We start from the raw sequence: 22,007 nt of genomic DNA, 5'->3' as shown, positions 1-22,007 counted from the left end.
TTGTTCCTCCCTTACTGTCCATTTAACCATTTTTTAATTACTTTTGCAGTTCCTTCTACATGTTCTTTCGTAGCATCCTGCACTTGTTCATCTAATGTCGGTTCTTTCGGTTCTTCTGGTTCAGGTTTTGGTTCTGGTACTATTTTTTCTTCAGGAATTTCCATAATACTTTCACTACTTGCAGCAATTTCCTCTTCTGCTAAGTATTCTTCATATTCCTCTTCTTCTTCTTCTTTCTTTCTCTTACGTCTTGCTAAGAAGAACCATACTAGACCACCAATCGCTAATAAACCAGCTGGAATTCCACCGAATAACCACCAGTTTATGCCGCTTTCTTCTGGTTCTTTCTTCTTCTCTTCTTTCGGCTGATCAAACTGAACAGTTACAACGTTAACTTGACCGTTTGTAAAGTTTCCATTCGGATCAGCTTGAAGCCCAGCAGCTGTGCCGATTGCTTCTTTGAAAGTAGTCATATCTATTTTTCGTTTTACTAACGTATCGTTGTCTACCCATACTACAACATTTGTTTTCGTTAATTCTGGGTGTTTCTTAATTGTTTCAACTGTTTTATCTATTTCATAGTTTTCAATTTTGTTACCATTTTTATTATCATAGACGATTTTACCATTTTGATTATTGTTCGTACCGTAGTTTGGTACTTCGCCGTTTGCTGTAATACCAGCGCCTTGTTTCGTCTCTGCTCCTTCTTGTGCAGTAGAGCTTTCTTCTTGCTCTTGTTTACTACGAAGTACACCTTTATCACCATATTTTTCTGACTGGCGAGTAACTTCATCATAGTTTACAGACACTTTCGTATTCACTTTATATTCATTCGGTTTAAACATCGTCATTAATGTTGCATCAATATCTTGCTTTAATTTACCTTCAATTTGTTGTTGCATCTCTACTTCTTTTTCATAAGAAGAGGAACTAGTAGAATGCGCTTCATCTGCCCCTTTTGAGATGACACCTTTTTTACTATCAATCACACTTACTTCTTCTGCTTTCACGCCAGGAACTGCTGCACTAATCATTTGCTGTATACCCGCAACTTGATCTGCCGTTAATAATTGGCCACGCTTCACACCAACCGTAATCGCCGCTGTCCCTTTTGCTTTTTCTTCATCAAAAATTGTCTCTTTTTCAGGTAATGTAATTTGAACATTCGCCGTTTCAACTGTCGCAAAGTTTCTTACGATATCTTGCTCCAATTGCTTTTTCGTACCGACAATTTGCTTCATTTTTTTATCTTGCTCACTTGAACCGAGCGAGCTTTCTAATAAAATTTCCTCACCGCTTTTAGAATTAAACGGTAAGCCCATCCCATTCATTTCTTTTCGAACCCATGGAGCATCATTTTTTTGCACACGAATCGATCCATCGGCCGCTAACTGATAATCGACACCTAACTTTGATAATTCTGCTGTAATCTCTTGCTTATCTGCATCATTTAAATTTTGATATACAACAACATATTTATCTGGCAAGGTGAAGTATAAAAGTGCTCCTGTTACAATCGCTAAAAGCGCAGCACCGATTACTAACTTATGCCACGTTTTTAACGATTGGATAACATTTTTCATCTTTTCCATTTAAACACACCCGTCCACTTTCCTAAATTTGCATATTAATTAGTGACTTATAATTTTCAATAAGATTATCACGTACGAGAGCAGCCGTTTTCATTTGAGACTCAGCCTTCTTCTGCTGAATTAAAACGTCATGCGTTTCTCCTACCCCTTTAGTTAGTAAATCATATACCGCTGTTTGCGCATTGTTTTGTGTTTGATTCATATCTTCCAATAAATCGATAAACTTTTTCCCCTCAACTACTGATGTTTGAGAAGTTTTCGGTGCACCAATTGACTGAATTGCTCCAAATGGTTGCGTATTTAACATTGGTTGGATTTTCATATCACTATATTCCCCCTTATCCTCGGCCAATTTCTAAATCTTTATCAAGCATTTTTTTATTCGCATTTAATACACTTGTATTTGCTTCGTACATTTTTTGGGCAACCATTACATTCGTCATTTCAGCAGTCACATCAATATTTGGATAACGTACATATCCTTCTTCATTTGCATGCGGATGTGTTGGATCATACACTAAGTTTTCAGTTTGATCTGCTTCAATACTTTTTATTTTTACCCCATTAGTAGGAGACCCATCTAACATATTTGCAAAACTATTGTTTGATTCTAGCACTACACTACGACGCTCATATAAATTCGCCCCCGGAGCAGCCGTTGTATTTGCATTTACAATATTGTTAGAAGTAACTTCCATCCACTTTCTCGCTGTCGTTAGCCCTGAGCCACTTGCATTAATTGCCTGAAACATCGTTGTCTCTCCTTCTACTTTTAACGTCCGCGTGCCGCTTGGTTAATTGCATATTGTGTATTAATCGCGTTAATTGAAATACCGTATAACTGATTTGCTTTCATTAAATCTAGCATTTCTGTCGTTACATCCACACTATTCCCATCTTTATTCGTTTGCATTGATTTTGTTTGAATCTTTGCATATGTATTTTTCGTATTTATTGTCGGTAAGTGCATTTCATTCGTTTGATATAAATCCGGATTACTCTTTAAGTCCGCAGCATTGTTCTTATATAATGCACTACTTTTATTCATTTGCTCAGCAAATGTTACATCTTGTGCTTTAAAGCCGGGTGTATTCGCATTTGCAATATTACTAGAAACAGTATTTCGTTTCGTCACTAAATAATTCATATAATGCCCTACATCACTCACTAAATCTGGCATATTCCACACCCTTTCTTTTCTAATTTCATGATCCACTGATGGAAGTTTCATTTCATTATTTATTTTCTTATATGTGTTTATTAAAATATTAACAATCATGTACCCTTACATATTTTATTCCATTTTTCCATTGTTGTCTTTAGAAAAATACAAAAATATAAAAAAGAATACAAAAAAACTGTATACACGTAATAATCTATGCAACATTTCAATATATAATCTACAAACTAAAGTTCATTTTTACATTATTTAGATTACTACTTTTTTTCATTACAGTCATAAAATGAAACCTCAATCAGCGGAAGTCTTTATTTAAACAAAGTAATGGATCCCCTCCTAAAAGGGGAATCCGTTTCTAAACTCTATCATTAAAATTTACCGTAAAATGAATTAGCTTTCATACGCCCATCATTTGTCATGATCATTTCTTCTAAAATCTTTTGCTTATCTCGAATATGCTGCGCCGCCTTAATAATGAATGGACTTACTTCTGCTGCAACTTGCGCACGTGTTTCTTCATCCAATGTCATCATCCAGCGATTTAACATTTCACTCTTCTCAGCAAACTCTCCATCTGACACTTGCAATTCACCGATTTCATTAAAACAGCCGACAAACGTCCGATAAATATCATTGTTCATTTTCAAGTGCTCCGCGGTAACCATCTATTAAATCTTGTAACACTTTCACAATCGCATCCATGTCTTTTGCTTCACGTGTTACTTTCATCGTTTGAATTTGAATGCTAATCCAATCGTACAAGCCATATAAACTATCATATAAATCTTTCGTAATTTCAGGATTTAATTGAAGCTTTAATTCTTCAAAAATACGTTCTAACTTTTCAAGAAGTGCATCTCCTTCTTGTAGTTTAAAAGTATGTAACAGTTCTTCTAAATTACGAAACTCTACAATACATCTTTCATAAATAAAAATTGTATTTTTAATTGGATTACTCGTCATAATATCATTTTGCATATAACGTTGCCATGCTTGCATACGATCACTTCCTTACCTTTCATTAATCATCACTTTTTTGTTTTGTCATTGCTTTAATTGTTTTTAATTGGCTATCAAGCGCTGCTAATGTACTCTCTAGCTTTTGATACTTCTTCACAATTTCATCTTGTTTTTGCAAGTTTTGCGTTTCAATATCTTTAATCTTTTTATCTAAATCACTTACACGTGAATCAATGTTTTTTACTCGTTCTCCAACTACACCTTTATCACCAAATAACTTATCAAGTGGCTCTTCCATCATTTTTCCTAAACCGTTAGAACTAAAGAAAAATTGCTTCGCTGCATCCGGTTTTTCTTTTAACGCTTTCGTTAATGCTTCATCATTAACTTCCATCGTTCCATCTTGCTTTAATTGAATACCAAATGAGAATAAGTAATTGCCATCTTGTGAAAATGTTACAACATTGTTCATAGCTTGACGCACACTTTGCATAATAGCTTGTCCTTGGAACGCCCCGCCTTTTCCAGCAAAGATATCCACTGTAGAAACAGCTTTATTATAATCTGCAACCATCTTTTTAATAATATTTGATGCATCTGTTACGTTTGAGTCACTTACTGTGAATTTTAGATCTATCCCTTTTGCTTTTGGTTCTGTTGTTGTACCTGCATCTGGTGTTCCTTCTACTTTCGGCTCAGTTACTTTCAATAATTCAATTTTCACACCTGGAAGTGTTTCAATTGTATTGGTAGAGCTCTTGCCTTCGATACCATTAATCGTATATTCAGCATTTTGCGCTTTATTGATTACATTAACCGCTACGCCATCCTTATTAGCTAACCCTATATCTTGAAACAATGTAGATGTATTGTCCTTAAAATTAATTACTCCATCTTCTCCCTCTTTTTTTGAGGTCATAAAAATTTTATTTCCAAGCGTATAAGCTGATACACCATAATCTCCATCATTAATTTTATTAATTAAATCTTTATATGTCATATCAGATGTTACTTTTAATTCTTTACCACCTAGTTTTAATGTTTCATCTCTATTAAGCTTTGCATCTACATCAATTTCTTTAGAAGCTATTTGATGACGCTGTGCAAGTTGTGTAATTGTCATATTGAAAGTGCCGGCAATCGCACCACCATCAGCTTTTACATTAATATAACCGTCTTGTGATGTTGTTACCTTTTTCTCATTTCCTTTAAAGGCCGCTAAGTTTTTAAAAGTTTGCGTAAAAGAGCTAAATTCTGATTTTAAACTTGTATATAATAGTTTATCTTGTGAAAGTTGGTTCTTTTCATTAGCATAAGGCGTCTTTCTCATATCTAACGCATTCATTTCTAATTCAACGAAGTTAGAAGTATCGATCATATTATTTCCGAGGTTCCATATTTGTTGTCTACCACCGATACCTGTCATTGTTCCTGCCATAATTTCTCACTCCTTATAGATTACATGTAGTCTAAAATACTCGTTTTACTCATCGTACTAACAGCTTTTAACGTAGCTTCATACGTTGCGTTTATATAAGCTAAATCAGAAATGGCTACCGCTAAGTCAACATCCTCAATTTCTTTACGGTTTTCTTGAAGCGCTAAATTTTGCTCGCTTAAAATTGTTTTAAATGTCTCCATTGTGTTCATTGTCGAACCAACTTCAGTTGTACGGTTAATGATGCCATCTAAGTTTTTCTTATTTTCTCCTAATAACGGCTGTAACGCTTTTTGGTCACCGCTTTGCATCGCTTCACTCATCTGTTTTAACGTTTTTATAACAGGGGATAATAACGCTTCGCCGTTACGAAATGCTTTTAATTCATAACCGTCATTTAGTTGCCAGTTCACATCATTTTGTCCACCTTGATACGTACCATCTTCTGTAAATGGTGGCTTCTCTGCACTATCACCACCGAAAATATAACGACCTTGCTCTTTCGTATTCGCTAAATATACGACCTGTTTTAAAATTTGATCTATCTCTGCACCGATTGCCTTCAATTCTTTTTCACTATTCGTTCCATTTAACGCCTGAACTGTTAATTGATCTGCTCTCGTTAAAGATTTAAAAACACCTTGTAAAGTATTTTCAGTTTGTGTTAATACATTTTTCGAATCTGCTAAATCTTTTTGCATTTGTTCAATATTCGCCAATGAATGTTGAATCGCAAATGATTTACTTGCTGCAAGTGGATCTTCACTCATAAGAAGGTTTTTCTTCCCTGAAGTTACTTGATTTCGGTGGTATTGTTGTTGCACATTCAAATCCATTAACTGATTCTTTGCCCAGCTTGCATTTTGAAATGTAGATACTCTCATTTCTATCTCCTCCTTATATATTTCCAATCAATTACTATCACTTATCGAATAATCGAAAATAGACTATCAAACACTTCATTCATCGTAGAAATTGCTTTAGAGTTTGCAACGAAATATTTTTGGAAGGCCATTAAATTAACCATTTCCTCTTCCATATTAACGCCTTCGACACCCATCTTTTCTTCCTGAATCCCCTCTAATAAATCCCCATGAATTTTTTGATATGCATTCACTGCACTTTTATCAGATGCAATACCAACTACGAATTGGTCTAATGCTTGTTTATAAGAAAGACCTTCTTTATATTCTCCATCTGTAATTGCTGCTAGTTTATTTGCTGTTTCAGCTGATATTTTCATTTTCGAAACATCTTTTGCAAATTCCGGGTTTAATTTCATATCTTTCGCTTGATCTCCAACGAAGAACTCTTTCCCCATTACTGTGTTCACTTCATTCTTTACAGAACTCATTAATTCTTCAAGGTTTTTCTTATAACTAGCAATCTTCGCTTTCGTATCGATCGCTGATTGGATTGCTCCACTAGTTAAAGGAATTTCCGAACCGTAAATTTCAGCAGTCATTGGCTCTTTTTCTTTATTTAATTGAAGCGGATATGTATCTTGTCCATTTACTGTTAAAACACCATTCATTCTAACACTCGCGATATTAGGATTCATAGATTCATAAGACACTTCTATATTTGCATACTTAGACATTTCTGTAATGATACGATCGCGTTCATCTAAAAGCTGATTTGGTACTTGTGTACCTGCTTGTCCAATTTTTTTATTCGCTTCCGCTAAACTAGCAGCAAGACGATTAAATTCATTGACATGCGCTCCAATATCTTCTGTCGTTTGTGCTTCTGCTGTATCTAAGCTTTTCGCCAGACGATTTACTTGACTTGTAAACTTCCCAGTTTCAGAAATTAATGTATCGTAGTAATTTGGTTGTTCTGGATTCTTTGCAACTTCACGAAAGGCATTGAAGAAGCCATCCATTAAACTAGATAATGAATTCTTTCCTGTCGTTCCAGCCATAGACTCTACACGTGATAAAGTCGAATTCATGTAGTTGTAGTAAGAGAGTTGAGATAATTGATCGTTAAACTGTTTCGTCTTCACTTCATCTGTAATACGGTCAACACCTAGCGTTTGTACACCGTAACCTATTTTTTGTTCCGGTGAATAGCCATGACTTGCTCCAGCCGATCCGTAATTCACCATTTGACGCACATAACCAGGCGTATGAATGTTAGATAAATTTTGTTTCGTCGTTTGTAATCCCATTTGTGCCGCTAACAAACCCGATAACGGCGTATTATAATCAGATAGTCTCATAATGTTTCACTTCCCCTTTACAATAGTTCGTTCATAAAGATTTGTGAATTATTGTTTCGCTCTAAATTATATTCAGAAACGGAATCCACAATACTTTCTGTAGTTTTTAATAGTACGTTTAAGTAATATTGATTTTTCAAAAGAATCATTTTTACATTCTCTTCTAATTCAGCTACATTTTTTTGTAATTCTTCCATTTTTTCAATTTCTTCGTTAGAAAAATGCGAAAATAATGCACTTACACGAAATGATTCCACGCCCTTTTCTTTACAAAGCTGAACAACCATTTCTTCAAATGAACTTGATAACTTTTTTAAACCATCAATGTACTGCAATTGCTCTACTTGTAACTTTTGAACTGCATTTACATTTTTTTGTTTCAAATTCTCATATATTTGTTCTCCAAGCGCTTGAATGTTTTCATATGCTTTTTGAATAATAACGAGCTTTTCATATAATTGTATGTACATATAGCTTCCTTCCCTTTTATAAGACTAAATTTACAATTAAACCGTGAATTTCTCCAATTTGATTTAACATTTCTAAATGTCCCGTTTTCGTATTAATTAAATTCATAACATCTTCTAACTCATTTAATCCCATTTCCGCCTGTTTCACAATCGTCATTTTCTGTGAATATCCGTAACGCGGATGACGAGACATGACATCTTTATATTGCAATACATTATCTACGTAAAAATTCAAAAATGATTTTACTGTATTTTTGTATTCCATTACATTATCAAGCGTTAATTCCATTTCAATTTTCTCTTTAATTTCTCCAATGTTATCGACAAATGCTTCCATTTGTTCTAGCAATTTATCTTTTTTCGGATCTGCATGCAAATTATCCGAAAATGCAAGTCCTGTCCTGACATTTGCTTCTTTCGGCATTTGAGTAGCAGGCGGTATATGCGATAAAATCGGATTATGTGAGATCGAACGCAGCATATATATCACCTATTTATTTTTTTATTTCTTCCTAAACTTAATCGTAAAATCCAGTTATTTATAATTATACTCTGAACACTAATATTTTGCAGTTATTTTTTATAAAAGATATGTTACAATTTAGCATGAGGTGGCACAAATCTATGAATATTTTTCTTTGTGGTTCAAATCAATTAACAGCATTAGATCAAGAAGAAATAAAAAAATTTTTAACTGACTATGCTCACAAACATAAAATTTACATATTATGTTATAAATCTATCGAAAATGAGATTCTTCGTTTTTTCATCGAAAACGAAAGACTCGCTCAAAATTTATGCCTTTACACGCTACAACCGTTACAAGCATTAACAGATGAATTCCAAGAGGTCGTTGATTACTTAAGAAGACATGGAGCCGAGTATGTTACTTTTGATCATCCTTCCGACTCCATTTACCGATCAGATTATATGTTTTTTGTAAAACAAATAATCGAAGATACCGATTTAGTTCTCTGTTTTTATAATGGGGACAAGCATACATCTGTCATTCCCGTTGACGTTGCAAAAGATGCAGGAATTGATGCTGTTATTTATGATTTACCTGGTTTACATGAAAAACAGATGAAGAAAAACTTTGAACAAAAAATCCGTATGATGTAAAGGGGGAGGCACAATATCGTTATTGTGCCTATTATAAATATGATAATTGAACAAGATTATGATCATTTTATCGCGAGTTTTAAACAACAATTTAATATGGATATTGCTTCATATAAACAAGATAGAATGCGTCGTAGAATCGATGCTTTTATCTCGAGAAAAGGTTTTGAGAACTACACTAATTTTTTAAGTAATTTACGTACCGATCAAAATTTATTTTTAAGTTTTATTGATTATATTACAATTAACGTTTCAGAATTTTTCAGAAATAAAGAACGTTGGCAAACGTTAGAGACGAAAGCACTACCAAAATTACTGGAACAAAATAACGGAAAATTAAAAGTATGGAGTGCCGCTTGCGCTGCCGGTGAAGAACCATATACACTCTCTTTAATTTTATCGAAGCATCTAGCTCCATTTCGTTTTGAAATACAAGCAACAGATCTTGATTTTCACATTTTAGAAACTGCAAAACGCGGTCAATATACAGAACGTTCTTTAAAAGAATTACCTACCGATTTGAAAGAACGTCATTTCACAAAAGAGAATGATATATATTCATTACATCAAAACATTAAGCAAAACGTTACGTTCAAACAACATGACCTGTTAATGCAGTCGTTCGATACAAATTACGATTTAATCATTTGTCGCAACGTAATGATATACTTTACTGAAGAAGCAAGGGTAAAACTTTACGAAAAGTTTAGTCGTGCTTTACGAAAAGGCGGCGTACTATTTGTTGGTAGTACCGAACAAATTTTAACACCTGAACGTTATAACCTTCAGAGATTTGATACATTCTTCTACGAAAAAATATAAAAGAGGTCGTCACAATGTAAAGTGACGACCTTTTTATATAACTCGAATTAAAATAATAGCAACAATCCATACAAAGAGAAAAAGAAATGTCATAGACCATTTATGTTCTTGCATCGTTTGTTTCAGGGCCTGTGATAATTGTGTCATATTCATTTCTGCGAGCGCTCTCCATACACTTACATCCCGCTCTTTAGCAGTGCGATCTGTAACGTTAATTAAAATAGTTTCGTTAGACAATTTCGTTATGTAAGCAGTAATAACCGTTACCATTAAATTTATATTTCCTTCTGAAGAATCACTTTCCACTCTAGAAAGGAGTGCACTTACATCCAATAACGGAATATGTACTTTTCTACCAAATGATAGTTGTACTTCAGCAAAATCATACGTCCCATCTAACAAAGGAAGCTCTTTTATATGCGCCTGCTTAACAAGCCCTTGTAAACTTCTCATTACTTGTTCAAATACTTTTTCTGTTTGCTTCCCTTCTCCAGATAACGTATGCAACTTTTTAAAGAGTTGCAGTACTGTATCCATCTCTTTAGAAAGCATTTCCTTCATAACCTTTCCATCACCTAAACTCGCAAGTAAAATCCCTATTTCATTATTTTTCGAAATAATCTTAGACTGTCCAGTAAACACTAGATTACTATGCTTTCGTTCTTTCTGGATTTCATGTTCCGAAATAGCTGCAGGCTGTTTTAATGGTTGTAGCGTCTTATTTTCAATTGTCGTACGTTTAATCTCCATCTAAGCGCCTCCACTACTATGAAATTATTAGCCCCATTCTTTATTACTTTTTAAAACTAAAAACAATACGAATAAACCTGACATGATGGCAAATACATTAGAGGCTTGTATTCCCTGTTCACTTTTAGCTTCTTTCTTATCTTCTGGCTTTTCTTTTTTCTCTTTCTTTTTCGAAATGACTTGATTGTTATTATCTTTATCTATTTGTGCCTTCGCTTTATTTACTTCCTTGTTGTCTGTGAAAGGCTCTTTTATAACATAAGTAATTTTTTCTTTCTCTTTCAATGGTTCTTTTATACGATCGTTTACTTTCTCTTCTTTTTTCGGAATTTGAACAACTGGCGGGTTTTCTTCTGGAAGCGGGAATTCTTCTTTCGAGTCTTCCTGCTTCTCAGGTTCTTTCTTATCTTCTAATTTATCTTCTTTCTCTCGTTCTTCTACCTTGTTATCCTCTTCTGTTTTTTGCTCCAAAACAGAAACGATATACTCACTTGCCTCAACCAGTTTATTGCCGGCCGCATCCACTATCTCTACAACTAGTTCGTATGTGCCAATTGGCAACGTATCCGTTATTTCAAATACTTTTTGCCAATCCATATCACGCCTATTGTAATCTAATAAAAAGGTAATCTCTTTATTTTCTTTCCCCTTTAATATCACATGGACTTCTTTCACAACTGATTCTACGTCTGTTGCCTTCACTCGCACACGTATAGAATCGCCTTGTTTTCGTTCAATTACGTTTCCCTTCGTCTCATCAATCGTAACTTTATGCAACTTCGGTAACTCTTTATCTAGAGTTGGCACTTCATTATTTATACGAATGAGCGGGACTTTCACTTCATTTTCTACAAGCTCTTCTTTCTCATTTTCTTTGTAACTTTGAATGAGCTGAAGATTCCAATCACCTTGTAAATCAAAAGTCTCGACCTTGTAGTTAGCAATCCATCGCTTCGTTTCCTCTTCATACTTAAACGATAGTATTCTTTCTTGTTCATACTGATCGCCGTTTTTTGGCAAGCGCAAAATACCTTTTATACTTTGAACATTTTGCTCTTTCGGTTCTACAATAAGCCGCACTTCTTCGCCAACTTTTAATTCCGGCTTATTTACTGTAATAACCCCTTGATCCGTCTCTATCTTTTTTTCGATTTCTTGTTCATTTGCTACTTCTTGTTGTTTCTCATTATCTTGCTTCATTTCTTCTTGCTCTGGCTGCTCTTGAACTTCTTTATTTTCTTCTTGCACATTCACTTCATTTAATTTTTGTTCTGGCACATCTTGCTCTTCCGCCTGACTTTGCAGCGGGAAGAGCAAGCATACATGTATGCATAGCCAGCAAATTAGAAAGACCTTTACGCTTTTCATCTACTATTTCAACGCCTTATAGTGATTTCGTCACTTTTACTCCGAAAAATCCATCTACATTTACAAGTTCACCATACGCTACTAATACATCATTTACATAGATTCGAATTGGTTCATCAATATCTTCATCTAATACAACGGCTTCATTTTCTTGTAAACTTAAAATATCTTGAATTGTTTTCACTGTGCTTCCAAATACAAATTTCACATTCATTTCTACATTTTGTAAGATGGATGTGTCCATGTATACTGGTTCCATTTGTTTTACTTCTTTAAATTCAATAGGTTGCACAACAGGTTCTACAATTTTTTCTTCTTCAATTTCTTCCGTAACAATCTCTTCTTCCTCTTCCAGCATTGGATATAGAAGTCTTCTAACCATTTCTTTCGCTTCTGAAATCGGTAAAATTTGATACATTTTCGATTGAAGCAGGTCGCCAATTTCAAGGTTGAACGTAATTTGGACGAGTTCGTCCACTTTCATTGACTCTCCCAAATATTCCATTTCTTCTTTTAACGTTACGAATTTAACATTTGGCGGTGTCATGTCCATTTTTTCTTGAAACATTTCTGACATCGCCGTCGCAGCATGCCCCATCATTTGGTTCATGATCTCTTTAATACCGCTCAGTTCTAATTCACTAAGTTCTTTCTCTGGATCAACTTCTCCTGTTCCCATCATCATTAAATCTACCATTGTTAAAGCGACATCTTTCGTAAATACGAATACATTCTCATTCTTTAGTCCTTCAACAAAATCAACATTTAAAATAACAAATGGGACTGGTACTCCGTCATAATGACGAACATTGATTGATTCTACATTGGGCGTGCTAATTGTAACTGGCTGATTTAAAAGTGTTGACAATACTGTTGAAGCGGAACCAATTGAAATATTTGCAATTTCACCAAGGACATCCTTCTCTTCTTGTGTTAAATGCTCTTTTTCAACTTCTTCTACAATCTCAGTTTCCACTACTTCTGCTGGTTCGTCTTGCTCTTCTACGTCACCAGATAATTGCATCAATTTATTTACCATTCGTTTCGCATGTTCAACCGAAACAATTTGCACAAGTTTAGAATTTACAAGATTATCTATCTTTAAATCAAACGATACTTTAACAATCGTTTGATTCCCATCGATTTCAGAGATTTTCTCCATTTCTTCTGATAACTTTACAACTTTAATTGTCGGCGGAGACATATCTACTGTATCTTGGAAGAATTCAGACATAGATGTAGCTGCGAACCCCATCATTTGATTCATCGCTTCTTGTACAGCACTTAGCTCTAATTCACCGAGTTCTTTTCCGTCTTCCACTTCACCTGTTCCCATCATCATTAAATCAGCAATGGATAATGCAACATCTTGCTTAAGGACAAGAAGGTTTTCCATATCTAATCCTTTTGTAAAATGAATGTTTAATACAACGTGTGGAACTTCGACGTCGCTTGAATCATATAAATCTACCAATTCTATACGAGGAGCAGTAATGCTTACTTGCCTATTTAAGATTGTTGATAATACAGTCGAAGCTGAACCAAATGATATATTTGCAATTTCGCCAAGAATATCGCATTCTTGAGGCGTTAAATGCTCATTTTCTTTTTCTAGCACAATTGTGCTCGTATCCCCTTTTGTGTGTTGCTCAGGCATTTTCTCTGCCTCCTCATTTCTGTTTTTCTATCAAATGATATAAACTCTCATTTTATTTTAACAAACTTATTATATAAAACGTTAATATGTATTTATTCCCATTTTTAGATTAGTAACGATTAACCAAAAAGCTCCCCAATTGTATACAAGTGGGGAGCTTTCCTTCATTCCTATTATAAACCTTCTGGGTTTAAAATGAGGACCACTCGTCCATCACCGAGAATCGTCGCACCAGAGAAATAGTTAGAACTCTCTGCAAAGAAGTCACCTAATGACTTTAGGACTATTTCTCTTTGACCGATAATTGTGTTTACAATAAGTCCATAGCTGCGATGTGTATTACGAACAATTAACACAGGAACCATTTGACCATCATATGACGCAAACGCCTCATCTACTGTTTTCTCACCAAATACAGTACTTAAATGCTTCACTTCAATAATTTGATTACGGTAATTTAACACATCTTTTCCTTGTAAGGATTGGATGTCTTCCCTCTTAATCCGAATTGCTTCAACAATATTACCAAGAGGGAAAGCATAACGTTTATCATTCGTTTGAACAAGCATAGATTGAATAATAGACAACGTTAATGGCAGTTCAATTCTAAATGTACTACCTTTTCCTTCTTCAGAATCAATAATTAAATGTCCACCTAAACTATGGATCGTATGTTTCACTACATCTAATCCAACGCCACGCCCAGAAAGGTCTGATACAACTTCAGCTGTACTAAATCCTGGTTGGAAGATTAAATCAAATACTTCACGGTCCGTTAATTTATTTGCCTCAGATTCTGTTACAACACCATTTTTAATCGCTTTTTCTAATACTTTCCCTTTATGAATACCATTTCCATCATCCGTAATTTGAATAACGACATGATTTCCACTATGAAACGCTTCTAATTTAATCGTACCAGTCTCATTTTTACCTGCATCACGACGTTGTTCAACAGTTTCAACACCGTGATCAATTGCATTACGAATTAAATGAACGAGTGGATCACCGATTTCATCAATAACAATTTTATCAACTTCGGTGTCTTCACCTGTAATTTGTAAATCGATTTTCTTCCCTAAATCTTTCGCTAACATACGTACCATACGTGGGAAACGATTAAAGACTGTCTCAATTGGCACCATACGCATGTTTAGTAGTACATTTTGAATATCTTTTGAAATATCACCTAATCGATTTAAATGCTCAATTAATTCCTTATTTTGAATTGCTTGTGCCAATTCATCTATGCGACCACGCTCAATTACACTTTCTTCAAACATGTTCATTAATCTTTCAATTTTTTCTAATTGAACACGTATGGAACGATTTTCTACTTTACCATTTTTCGTTTTTGCAGTGCTTTTAGCTGGTGTAGCATTAGCAGATTGTTTAGATACTTCTTTAGTTGATTCCACATGCGTAGCCGCTTGTGGAACTTCTTGTACGACTTCTTGTGTAGCCAAAACTTCCGAAACTACTTCTTTTGATGTATGTCCTTGCTTCACTTCTACTTTCTCAATTTCAGAAACATGAAGCACTACTTGTTTTAATTCTTCTTCACTTTGATCAGTATCCATAAATACTGTGAACTCAAATCCGAAAGCATCTGCTTCAATTTCTTCAATACTTGGAACTGTTTTTTGTACATTTCCTACATTTTGCAGTGCTTCAATACACATAATGGCACGTACTGCTTTTAAAATAGCTTGTTGCTCAACAGTTATATGCACTTCATGTGAAGCTGCATCATCGTTATTTATAGTTTCTTGTTCTATATGTTCAGCAGGAATTTCTATATTGCCGTTCAATAATGCTTCTAATTTCTGTTTCGTTGCAATTACATCAATATTGCCCATTCCACCTTGCTGCACATCTGCAACCATCTTCTCTAAATTATCAATGCACTCAAAAATCACATCAATAATCTCCGCATTTACAACTATATTCCCATGACGAATTTCATCTAAAACGTTTTCCATTTTATGCGTTAAATCCGCCATTTCCGTAAATTCCATACTCGCTGACATACCTTTAAATGTATGGGCTGAGCGGAATATTTCTCCCACAACATCCATATCAGTGGGATTTTGTTCTAAAGTTAGCACATTTTCATTTAGCGATTGTAAATGTTCTTCTGATTCCTCAAAAAATATATTTAATAGATCTGTTTGCATTTTAATCCCCTACCTGTCTAACAAACATTTCATTTATGTATAACAATTTAGTGTTTTAAAGCAAGAAAAAAGGGGGCCTCACGCATATCCGCTATCAATGTTTAGATTCCTTGTGGCACCCCTTCTATATTAGCTGTTTGCTACTTTTGTTAAAGCTTCGATTACACGATCTGCTTGGAATGGCTTTACAATAAAGTCTTTTGCTCCACCCTTAATTGCATCTAATACCATACCTTGTTGTCCCATTGCAGAACAAATAACAACTTTTGCACTTGAATCAATTTTAATAATTTCTTTTAATGCTTCAAGTCCGTCCATTTCTGGCATAGTAATATCTAATGTAACTATATCAGGTTGAAGTTCTTTATACTTTTGAATTGCCTCTACTCCATTTTCCGCTTCTCCGATTACTTCAAATTCAGAATTACTTTTTAATAAGTTTTTAATCATTGTTCGCATGAACATCGCATCGTCTACAACTAAAATTTTATGTGCCATTCTTTTTGATTCTCTCCTTCTATGTATAAATATATCTTAATATTTCACCTTATCATTCTCACTCATTATACAAAATAAAATGATAAAATTTAATATTTTTTTAAAAGAATTTTCGTATTTTTATTATTTATTATCAAAATAACAATATACTATTCTTTTATATAAATGACAACGCGACGATTTTTTTCCCAATTTTGCGGTGAATCATTTGGTACTACTGGCTTGGTATCTGCATATCCTACCGCAGCTAGCCTTTTATCATCCACATTATACACTTCAATTAAGTGATGAATCATATTTGCCGCTCGTGCGGAAGATAATTCCCAGTTTGAAGGGAATTTATCGTTATGAATCGGTCTACTGTCTGTATGTCCTTCTACAACAATGGGGTTTGGTACCGATTGGAAAAATCCAACTAATTGGCTTATTATCTCTTTCGCCTCCGGTTTAACATTCGCATCACCCGTATCGAATATTAAATTATCTACTATAACGACACTTACCCCTGTGTCCTCTCGGTATACGTTCACTTGACTAATACCGTTATTATCCACATATGCTTTTAACTTCTTATATAATTCATCCATTCTTTTTTTCGAAATCATTTTTTCATCATTTTTTTCATGTGAAATATCTGGTATTGTATTTTCCATTACTTTTGCATCTACTTGCTCCGCGTCACTAAACTTTTCAAGCATCTTCGACAATTTTACTGCATCCTGCTTTGATGTAGCAACTAGTAATACAAAGAAAGTTAATAATAACATCGTTAAATCTGTAAAAGTCGTCATCCAACGAGGCGATCCCTTTTGCGGTCGTTTCATCATAACCATACCACTCCTTGCAATATTAGGCTGCTCGTTTTACTTTTTTTATCTTTGTTTCATATACGTATGTATCGAGTTTCAACTTTAATTTAGAAGGGATTTGTCCACGATACAATTCTGAAATTGCTTCAATAATAAACTTCTTCTCTGTATATAGATCGTCAATACCACGATACACTTTTTCAGCAAGAGGGATTGCAATCATATTTGCAAGTACTGATCCATACAATGTCGTCAACATCGCAACTGCCATCCCTGTACCAATTTGCGATGTGTCTTGCAAGTTTTGAAGCATAATGATAAGACCGATTAAAGTCCCTATCATGCCCCAAGCTGGAGCGAAATCACCAATTTTATCTAATAATGCTGCACCTTTTCTTAACTCATACACTTCCGTTTCAACATCTTTCATTAACACTTCTTTTAATTCCGCTTCATCGTAACCACTTAACATTAATCGAATTCCTTTTTGTATAAAAGGATTGTCTACTTGCTCTCCATCAACTTCTAAAGAAAGTAGGCCGTGTTTTTTAGACTTTTTCGAAAAATCAACAAACAAATCCGTTAACTGTTCTAAATTTTCTTCTCTTCTATGTAAAACAGTAAAAATACTTTTCGTATATTTTTTTATTTCTCCAAATCGATATGCCACAATAATTGTGGCAGTTGTTCCCCCTATGACAATTAAAATAGATGAAACATCTAAAAAGTTTTTAAAAGCTTTTATTCCACCGCCGCCAAGCATAATTGCCGCTATTACAATAGCAAAACCTACTATTATGCCAACTGGGCTAGAAATATCAAACTTCCTTTTTTTTCTTTCTGGTCTAGCAAATCCTTGATTTTCGTCTCCCATATTCCTGCCCTTCCTTTTTCATTTTTATAAAACATTTTTTTATTTTAATAATGCGTTTTCACATATAATAAGTATTATACGCTTATCATCTGTTTATCGCAATATACTCATAGAATTGACACATTTCATTTCCATATTAGAATTATAGTATGGAAATATGAGGAGGATTACGATGGAACATAACATTTTACAAGTCATTGCACTAGCAGAAAAACTAAAATATGAAATGCGACATAGCTGGCTTTCTAACGGACGTCAAGAAAGTGTTGCTGAACATACGTGGCGCATGTCTCTAATGGCCATTTTAGTTGAGCCTTATTTAGATCAAAAAGTAAACATTGAAAAATTACTTAAAATGGTTATTATTCACGACCTAGTCGAAGCTGAAGCTGGTGATATTCCTGCTTTTGATACAATGAATAGTCATGAATTACAATTACAAAAACAAATAAATGAGCAAGAAGCAATTTTAAATATTAAACGAACATTAAAAGGTTCTCTCGGTGAGGAATTATATGATTTATGGATGGAGTTTGAAGCGAAAGAAACGTACGAAGCAAAAGTAGCTAACGCACTTGATAAGCTTGAGGTAAAGATTCAGCATAACGAAGCTGATATTGATACGTGGCTACCAATTGAGCATAAAATGACATTCCAAGTAGCAAAGCATACAAACTTTGATTCTTTCCTATCTAAATTACAAAAAATGATTGAACAAGATGGAGAAAAGAAGTTACTCGCTGCCGGCATTGACGTGGAAGCTTGCAAACGATAATGAAAAGACACTCAATTTGAGTGTCTTATTTCATTATCGTTGATACAGCCTGCTTGTAAATCAGTTGTTGTTTTCCATCAACTAACATTAAAACGGTAAATTTGTCTACCGCAACAACTTCTCCTACTATTCTAACGCCACTCTTTAAAAAAACTGTAACAATACCTTTTTCTTCTTTTATTTGTTTATATAACTCTTCTTGTAAATGTTCCAAATACTGTTCTCTCCTTTTTTTACAAAATATCTTAATATAAAAAACTACAAATTATTTATTTATGTACTTTATCTTTTACATTCATAAACTTATTAATAAGTATATCTAAATCTCGGCTAAATAACAAAACTTTATCATGTTCCAATCCATGTCTAGCAACAAGTTGGATTAGCTCTTTCTTTTTGTTTTCTATTTTATTGTGTAATTTTCCCATCTCCATCTCTTTACTAAAACTCCCTTTTCCCATAATATTACTTGTAAAATTATAGTACAAATCCTCTCATAAAAAAATATAAAAATGGTTTTTTTTGCAATTTTTATATTTTTTTATGAACAAATTGCAAAATATATACAATTCATTCACATATTCCTTGCCCAACATACAATCAAAATGACCATACAGGCGTTTGTCTAATTACAAAAGAGACTGGCTCCTTTTCCATACAAAAAACATACTGTATATAGTAGTCCATGAATTATATAGATTAACTTACTCAAAAGGAGGAAAACATATGAGCTATGGTGGAAGTTGCGCTGGTTTCGGCGGTGGATTTGCTTTGCTTATCGTACTATTCATCCTTCTAATCATCATCGGATGTAGCTGTTGGGGTGGCGGCGGATACGGATACTAATATATCCTATCCTTAACAAATGAACGAAAAACTATACGAAAACAGCTCATATTTGAGCTGTTTTTTCATACTTTCGTATGAATTAATATCCTTCTTTTTTACGATTTCAACTAATAAAAAAAACGTTTACTATGAAATTAAGAAATACTTTACTAAGGAGGATTACAATGATTAAAGGTCTTTACGAAGCACATTTACCTGTCAGTAACCTAGAGATATCAATACCTTTTTATGAATCACTTGGACTGAAATTATATAAAAGAGGAGATGATATTGCTTTCTTTTGGATTAAAGAAAATGAAAGTTGGCTCGGCCTTTGGGAAGGCACAGAATACAAAGTTAATTATCATCCCTCTTTACGACACATCGCCTTTCAAGTAAGCTTACATGATTTAGAAAATGCGATTCATTGGCTAAATCAAAAAGGCATTTCAGCACGAAAAGATTTCGGAATGGAACCAATTGAACCGATTGTTTTTCCAGAATTAGCGCATGCCGCCGTATACTTTAACGACCCTGACGGAAATAGTTTAGAATTGATTGCACAATTACCTGTTGGACTTCCTACAGCGGAGAAAGTGTATTTAAGCGAGTGGAAAAAACAAGTTCAAGCATCATCATTACATAAAGATTAATTTTGTTATGTCAGTTTCTTATTCCGCACTTCTTAAAACAAATAATAACTTCAAAAAACTATTTTACGGTCAAACGTTAAGTGTACTCGGAGATTGGTTTCATACTGTAGCTATATTAACATTCGTCTATAGCATAACGGAATCTCCGTTTATGATCGCACTCACCTTTATAAGTAAAGGTTTGCCTCAACTTTTGCTTAGTCCTTTCATAGGAGGGATTGTAGATCGTTTTTCTAAAAAGAAGATTCTGATTTTTACCGATATTTTACGAGGCATAATCGTCCTCACTTACTTATTTGCATTATATAAAATTGAGATTATTTTCATCTCTAATATATGTTTATCCGTACTTTCTTGTTTATTTGAACCAGCTAAACAAACAACCTTAAAAAATATCGTACACCAAAATCATTTCGTAACTGCTAACTCCCTTTCTAGTACAATGAATGGCTTTATGTCTATTATGGGGGCTTCTTTGGGTGGAATCCTTGCACAATCTTTACATATTGAGTTCGCTTTTTTAGTAAATAGCCTGTCATACTTTATTTCAGCCTATTTTATTTATAATATGAGCGTCCCTTCTCATGATACTTGTAATAAGAAAAAAGCATTTTTTACTGATATAAAAGATGGTTATACATACATATTACAAACAAAAATCATTTTAACCTTAATTCTTGTCGGCATTTCATGGGGCATTATCGGCGGTGCTTATCAGCTACTTCTAACGATCTATGCCGAAAAAATTTTTCACACGAATATTGGAATTTTATATACGGTTCAAGGGGCTGGGCTTATGATGGGAAGTCTCCTCGTTAATCTTTATATATCTCATAATAAAGAAAGAATGAAAAAAGCATTTGGCTGGGCCTACTTCCTACAAGGAATTTTCTTTCTCGGATTCATTTTATCCGATCAGCTTATTGTCGGTATTATTACATTGCTCTGTATGCGCATAGCAGGAGGAATCATCGTTCCACTTGATACGACATTACTTCAAACTTACACGAAGGAAAATATGATGGGTAAAGTTTTTTCATTCCATTATTCCATTTACGGATCTCTTATTCAGTTAGCTATGTTTTTTACAGGAGCGCTTTTAGAAGTTCTTTCTCCGCAAGTTATTGGTACCTTGTTAGCTATATGCTGTATTTTTGTTAGTTTTATATGGCTTTACCTATTTTATCGCGGGAAACTGAGTAAAGAATCCACTATCACTTAATAGCATGTTTATGTACATGCTATTTTTATTCATGTCGAAATATAAAGGAAAAAGGCGATTTATTTTCCTTACGTTCTAATTTTTTAGAATGTACAATAAATTTAGACTATAAGAAAGGGGATGTCATAATGTTTGACGATAGACTTACTATTTCAGCTGAGCAACAGAAGCTCATTTCCAACGCAACTCGCATTCAAATTCTTCACCTTTTAAAAGACGAAGCACTCACTGCAAAGCAAGTAGCTACTAAACTAAATAAATCTGCTGGTAGCGTACATTATCACGTTCAAATTTTATATGATGGAGGGTTACTTGAATTAGTTGACACGAAAGAAAAACGAGGAATTATTGAAAAATATTATAAGGCAAAATCTGCTCATTTCTATATTGAAGAAAGCGGCACAGAAGGAACGAATACAGGTAGTCATATTGTATCTCATTTATTTTTAACTCCAGAGGAATTACAACAGCTTACTTGGGAAGTTTCACAAGTTTTATTACGCTGGGAAAACAAAACTGCTCGTCAATCAAACTCCGAAGAGGAATACGCTATTTCCTGCAGGATTAAAAAACAATGAAAGAAAGGTC

27 protein-coding genes are annotated in these 22,007 nt (G+C 34.1%); 7 read left to right on the top strand and 20 right to left on the bottom strand.

All coding sequences use genetic code 11. From position 1 onward, the window contains the following. Positions 1-11: 11 nt before the first annotated feature. The 11 genes from ACXVYO_RS24555 to ACXVYO_RS24505 form a co-directional block, all read right to left on the bottom strand. Positions 12-1,592 (bottom strand): flagellar M-ring protein FliF C-terminal domain-containing protein, encoded by a 1,581-nt coding sequence (locus ACXVYO_RS24555; RefSeq protein ID WP_458468727.1) that lies wholly within the window; start codon positions 1,590-1,592, stop codon positions 12-14. A gap of 22 nt (positions 1,593-1,614) precedes the next feature. Continuing rightward, positions 1,615-1,914 (bottom strand): flagellar hook-basal body complex protein FliE, encoded by a 300-nt coding sequence (gene fliE / locus ACXVYO_RS24550; protein ID WP_000701682.1) that lies wholly within the window; start codon positions 1,912-1,914, stop codon positions 1,615-1,617. 16 nt (positions 1,915-1,930) lie between these two features. Beyond that, positions 1,931-2,344, bottom strand: coding sequence for a flagellar basal body rod protein FlgC (gene flgC, locus ACXVYO_RS24545; RefSeq protein ID WP_087958211.1), 414 nt, complete (start codon positions 2,342-2,344; stop codon positions 1,931-1,933). Between the two features lie 20 nt (positions 2,345-2,364). Continuing rightward, positions 2,365-2,823 (bottom strand): flagellar basal body rod protein FlgB, encoded by a 459-nt coding sequence (gene flgB / locus ACXVYO_RS24540; RefSeq protein WP_458469144.1) that lies wholly within the window; start codon positions 2,821-2,823, stop codon positions 2,365-2,367. A 317-nt stretch (positions 2,824-3,140) separates the two neighbouring features. After that, positions 3,141-3,413 carry a hypothetical protein gene (locus tag ACXVYO_RS24535; RefSeq protein ID WP_001058080.1) on the bottom strand — a complete coding sequence of 91 codons (273 nt, stop codon included), beginning with the start codon at positions 3,411-3,413 and terminating at the stop codon, positions 3,141-3,143. Further along, positions 3,403-3,771 carry a flagellar export chaperone FliS gene (locus ACXVYO_RS24530; RefSeq protein ID WP_001149518.1) on the bottom strand — a complete coding sequence of 123 codons (369 nt, stop codon included), beginning with the start codon at positions 3,769-3,771 and terminating at the stop codon, positions 3,403-3,405. The genes ACXVYO_RS24535 and ACXVYO_RS24530 overlap by 11 nt, the downstream gene beginning before the upstream one ends. 22 nt (positions 3,772-3,793) lie before the next feature. Next, on the bottom strand, positions 3,794-5,170 hold the full coding sequence (locus ACXVYO_RS24525; RefSeq protein WP_458468726.1) for a flagellar hook-associated protein 2: 1,377 nt from the start codon (positions 5,168-5,170) through the stop codon (positions 3,794-3,796). A gap of 20 nt (positions 5,171-5,190) precedes the next feature. Beyond that, positions 5,191-6,054, bottom strand: coding sequence for a flagellar hook-associated protein 3 (locus ACXVYO_RS24520; protein ID WP_099004555.1), 864 nt, complete (start codon positions 6,052-6,054; stop codon positions 5,191-5,193). A gap of 41 nt (positions 6,055-6,095) precedes the next feature. Continuing rightward, positions 6,096-7,394 (bottom strand): flagellar hook-associated protein FlgK, encoded by a 1,299-nt coding sequence (gene flgK / locus ACXVYO_RS24515; RefSeq protein WP_458468725.1) that lies wholly within the window; start codon positions 7,392-7,394, stop codon positions 6,096-6,098. A 17-nt stretch (positions 7,395-7,411) separates the two neighbouring features. Then, on the bottom strand, positions 7,412-7,864 hold the full coding sequence (locus tag ACXVYO_RS24510; RefSeq protein ID WP_458468724.1) for a hypothetical protein: 453 nt from the start codon (positions 7,862-7,864) through the stop codon (positions 7,412-7,414). Between the two features lie 16 nt (positions 7,865-7,880). Beyond that, positions 7,881-8,345 (bottom strand): YaaR family protein, encoded by a 465-nt coding sequence (locus tag ACXVYO_RS24505; RefSeq protein ID WP_000946323.1) that lies wholly within the window; start codon positions 8,343-8,345, stop codon positions 7,881-7,883. Between the two features lie 143 nt (positions 8,346-8,488). Between ACXVYO_RS24505 and ACXVYO_RS24500 the strand changes: the two genes are divergently transcribed. Together ACXVYO_RS24500 and cheR are read left to right on the top strand one after the other, a co-directional pair. Continuing rightward, positions 8,489-8,986 (top strand): flagellar motor switch protein FliG, encoded by a 498-nt coding sequence (locus tag ACXVYO_RS24500; protein ID WP_458468723.1) that lies wholly within the window; start codon positions 8,489-8,491, stop codon positions 8,984-8,986. Positions 8,987-9,025: 39 nt separating this feature from the next. Further along, the gene (gene cheR, locus ACXVYO_RS24495; protein WP_061680539.1) at positions 9,026-9,808 is read left to right on the top strand and encodes a protein-glutamate O-methyltransferase CheR; all 783 of its coding nucleotides are present in this window, start codon (positions 9,026-9,028) and stop codon (positions 9,806-9,808) included. Positions 9,809-9,841: 33 nt separating this feature from the next. Here cheR and ACXVYO_RS24490 read toward each other — a convergent pair whose 3' ends face one another. The 7 genes from ACXVYO_RS24490 to ACXVYO_RS24460 all read right to left on the bottom strand — a co-directional run bounded on the left by ACXVYO_RS24490 (position 9,842) and on the right by ACXVYO_RS24460 (position 17,941). Beyond that, positions 9,842-10,558 carry a hypothetical protein gene (locus ACXVYO_RS24490; RefSeq protein ID WP_458468722.1) on the bottom strand — a complete coding sequence of 239 codons (717 nt, stop codon included), beginning with the start codon at positions 10,556-10,558 and terminating at the stop codon, positions 9,842-9,844. Between the two features lie 27 nt (positions 10,559-10,585). Next, the gene (locus ACXVYO_RS24485) at positions 10,586-11,926 is read right to left on the bottom strand and encodes a transglycosylase (RefSeq protein ID WP_458468721.1); all 1,341 of its coding nucleotides are present in this window, start codon (positions 11,924-11,926) and stop codon (positions 10,586-10,588) included. Positions 11,927-11,942: 16 nt separating this feature from the next. Then, positions 11,943-13,583: a flagellar motor switch protein gene (locus ACXVYO_RS24480; RefSeq protein ID WP_458468720.1), complete on the bottom strand. Its 1,641-nt coding sequence runs from the start codon at positions 13,581-13,583 to the stop codon at positions 11,943-11,945. A 173-nt stretch (positions 13,584-13,756) separates the two neighbouring features. Then, positions 13,757-15,760, bottom strand: a complete 2,004-nt coding sequence (locus tag ACXVYO_RS24475) for a chemotaxis protein CheW (protein WP_458468719.1) — start codon at positions 15,758-15,760, stop codon at positions 13,757-13,759. A 129-nt stretch (positions 15,761-15,889) separates the two neighbouring features. Further along, on the bottom strand, positions 15,890-16,258 hold the full coding sequence (locus ACXVYO_RS24470) for a response regulator (protein WP_000940576.1): 369 nt from the start codon (positions 16,256-16,258) through the stop codon (positions 15,890-15,892). Between the two features lie 149 nt (positions 16,259-16,407). Further along, positions 16,408-17,085, bottom strand: a complete 678-nt coding sequence (locus ACXVYO_RS24465) for an OmpA family protein (protein ID WP_098345411.1) — start codon at positions 17,083-17,085, stop codon at positions 16,408-16,410. A gap of 22 nt (positions 17,086-17,107) precedes the next feature. Next, positions 17,108-17,941: a flagellar motor protein MotP gene (locus ACXVYO_RS24460; RefSeq protein ID WP_458468718.1), complete on the bottom strand. Its 834-nt coding sequence runs from the start codon at positions 17,939-17,941 to the stop codon at positions 17,108-17,110. A 172-nt stretch (positions 17,942-18,113) separates the two neighbouring features. Here ACXVYO_RS24460 and ACXVYO_RS24455 point away from each other — a divergent pair, with 172 nt between their 5' ends. Next, positions 18,114-18,716, top strand: coding sequence for an HD domain-containing protein (locus ACXVYO_RS24455; RefSeq protein ID WP_064476552.1), 603 nt, complete (start codon positions 18,114-18,116; stop codon positions 18,714-18,716). Between the two features lie 25 nt (positions 18,717-18,741). Here ACXVYO_RS24455 and hfq read toward each other — a convergent pair whose 3' ends face one another. Then, positions 18,742-18,930: an RNA chaperone Hfq gene (gene hfq / locus ACXVYO_RS24450; protein WP_458468717.1), complete on the bottom strand. Its 189-nt coding sequence runs from the start codon at positions 18,928-18,930 to the stop codon at positions 18,742-18,744. Between the two features lie 55 nt (positions 18,931-18,985). After that, complete coding sequence (locus ACXVYO_RS24445) at positions 18,986-19,204, bottom strand: aspartyl-phosphate phosphatase Spo0E family protein (RefSeq protein WP_033656016.1); 219 nt, start codon at positions 19,202-19,204, stop codon at positions 18,986-18,988. A gap of 238 nt (positions 19,205-19,442) precedes the next feature. Between ACXVYO_RS24445 and ACXVYO_RS24440 the strand changes: the two genes are divergently transcribed. The 4 genes from ACXVYO_RS24440 (at position 19,443) to ACXVYO_RS24425 (ending at position 21,997) form a co-directional block, all read left to right on the top strand. Further along, complete coding sequence (locus tag ACXVYO_RS24440; protein ID WP_000120179.1) at positions 19,443-19,562, top strand: YjcZ family sporulation protein; 120 nt, start codon at positions 19,443-19,445, stop codon at positions 19,560-19,562. Between the two features lie 167 nt (positions 19,563-19,729). Continuing rightward, positions 19,730-20,197 carry a VOC family protein gene (locus ACXVYO_RS24435; protein WP_458468716.1) on the top strand — a complete coding sequence of 156 codons (468 nt, stop codon included), beginning with the start codon at positions 19,730-19,732 and terminating at the stop codon, positions 20,195-20,197. 7 nt (positions 20,198-20,204) lie between these two features. Then, positions 20,205-21,419, top strand: coding sequence for an MFS transporter (locus ACXVYO_RS24430; protein ID WP_458468715.1), 1,215 nt, complete (start codon positions 20,205-20,207; stop codon positions 21,417-21,419). Between the two features lie 128 nt (positions 21,420-21,547). Further along, positions 21,548-21,997, top strand: a complete 450-nt coding sequence (locus tag ACXVYO_RS24425) for an ArsR/SmtB family transcription factor (protein ID WP_063263704.1) — start codon at positions 21,548-21,550, stop codon at positions 21,995-21,997. Positions 21,998-22,007: the final 10 nt, after the last annotated feature.

The organism is Bacillus sp. BC08 (genome assembly GCF_054326875.1).
The sequence above is the reverse complement of the archived record's forward strand: the minus strand, read 5'-3'. Positions and strand labels throughout refer to the sequence as shown.

Bases quoted from the DNA above. Each gene is read 5' to 3' on its own strand.
- ACXVYO_RS24555 (WP_458468727.1), bottom strand. From the start codon at position 1,592: ATGGAAAAGATGAAAAATGTTATCCAATCGTTAAAAACGTGGCATAAG.
- fliE (WP_000701682.1), bottom strand. From the start codon at position 1,914: ATGAAAATCCAACCAATGTTAAATACGCAACCATTTGGAGCAATTCAG.
- flgC (WP_087958211.1), bottom strand. From the start codon at position 2,344: ATGTTTCAGGCAATTAATGCAAGTGGCTCAGGGCTAACGACAGCGAGA.
- flgB (WP_458469144.1), bottom strand. From the start codon at position 2,823: ATGAAACTTCCATCAGTGGATCATGAAATTAGAAAAGAAAGGGTGTGG.
- ACXVYO_RS24535 (WP_001058080.1), bottom strand. From the start codon at position 3,413: ATGAACAATGATATTTATCGGACGTTTGTCGGCTGTTTTAATGAAATC.
- ACXVYO_RS24530 (WP_001149518.1), bottom strand. From the start codon at position 3,771: ATGCAAGCATGGCAACGTTATATGCAAAATGATATTATGACGAGTAAT.
- ACXVYO_RS24525 (WP_458468726.1), bottom strand. From the start codon at position 5,170: ATGGCAGGAACAATGACAGGTATCGGTGGTAGACAACAAATATGGAAC.
- ACXVYO_RS24520 (WP_099004555.1), bottom strand. From the start codon at position 6,054: ATGAGAGTATCTACATTTCAAAATGCAAGCTGGGCAAAGAATCAGTTA.
- flgK (WP_458468725.1), bottom strand. From the start codon at position 7,394: ATGAGACTATCTGATTATAATACGCCGTTATCGGGTTTGTTAGCGGCA.
- ACXVYO_RS24510 (WP_458468724.1), bottom strand. From the start codon at position 7,864: ATGTACATACAATTATATGAAAAGCTCGTTATTATTCAAAAAGCATAT.
- ACXVYO_RS24505 (WP_000946323.1), bottom strand. From the start codon at position 8,345: ATGCTGCGTTCGATCTCACATAATCCGATTTTATCGCATATACCGCCT.
- ACXVYO_RS24500 (WP_458468723.1), top strand. From the start codon at position 8,489: ATGAATATTTTTCTTTGTGGTTCAAATCAATTAACAGCATTAGATCAA.
- cheR (WP_061680539.1), top strand. From the start codon at position 9,026: ATGATAATTGAACAAGATTATGATCATTTTATCGCGAGTTTTAAACAA.
- ACXVYO_RS24490 (WP_458468722.1), bottom strand. From the start codon at position 10,558: ATGGAGATTAAACGTACGACAATTGAAAATAAGACGCTACAACCATTA.
- ACXVYO_RS24485 (WP_458468721.1), bottom strand. From the start codon at position 11,926: ATGAAAAGCGTAAAGGTCTTTCTAATTTGCTGGCTATGCATACATGTA.
- ACXVYO_RS24480 (WP_458468720.1), bottom strand. From the start codon at position 13,583: ATGCCTGAGCAACACACAAAAGGGGATACGAGCACAATTGTGCTAGAA.
- ACXVYO_RS24475 (WP_458468719.1), bottom strand. From the start codon at position 15,760: ATGCAAACAGATCTATTAAATATATTTTTTGAGGAATCAGAAGAACAT.
- ACXVYO_RS24470 (WP_000940576.1), bottom strand. From the start codon at position 16,258: ATGGCACATAAAATTTTAGTTGTAGACGATGCGATGTTCATGCGAACA.
- ACXVYO_RS24465 (WP_098345411.1), bottom strand. From the start codon at position 17,085: ATGATGAAACGACCGCAAAAGGGATCGCCTCGTTGGATGACGACTTTT.
- ACXVYO_RS24460 (WP_458468718.1), bottom strand. From the start codon at position 17,941: ATGGGAGACGAAAATCAAGGATTTGCTAGACCAGAAAGAAAAAAAAGG.
- ACXVYO_RS24455 (WP_064476552.1), top strand. From the start codon at position 18,114: ATGGAACATAACATTTTACAAGTCATTGCACTAGCAGAAAAACTAAAA.
- ACXVYO_RS24440 (WP_000120179.1), top strand. From the start codon at position 19,443: ATGAGCTATGGTGGAAGTTGCGCTGGTTTCGGCGGTGGATTTGCTTTG.
- ACXVYO_RS24435 (WP_458468716.1), top strand. From the start codon at position 19,730: ATGATTAAAGGTCTTTACGAAGCACATTTACCTGTCAGTAACCTAGAG.
- ACXVYO_RS24430 (WP_458468715.1), top strand. From the start codon at position 20,205: ATGTCAGTTTCTTATTCCGCACTTCTTAAAACAAATAATAACTTCAAA.
- ACXVYO_RS24425 (WP_063263704.1), top strand. From the start codon at position 21,548: ATGTTTGACGATAGACTTACTATTTCAGCTGAGCAACAGAAGCTCATT.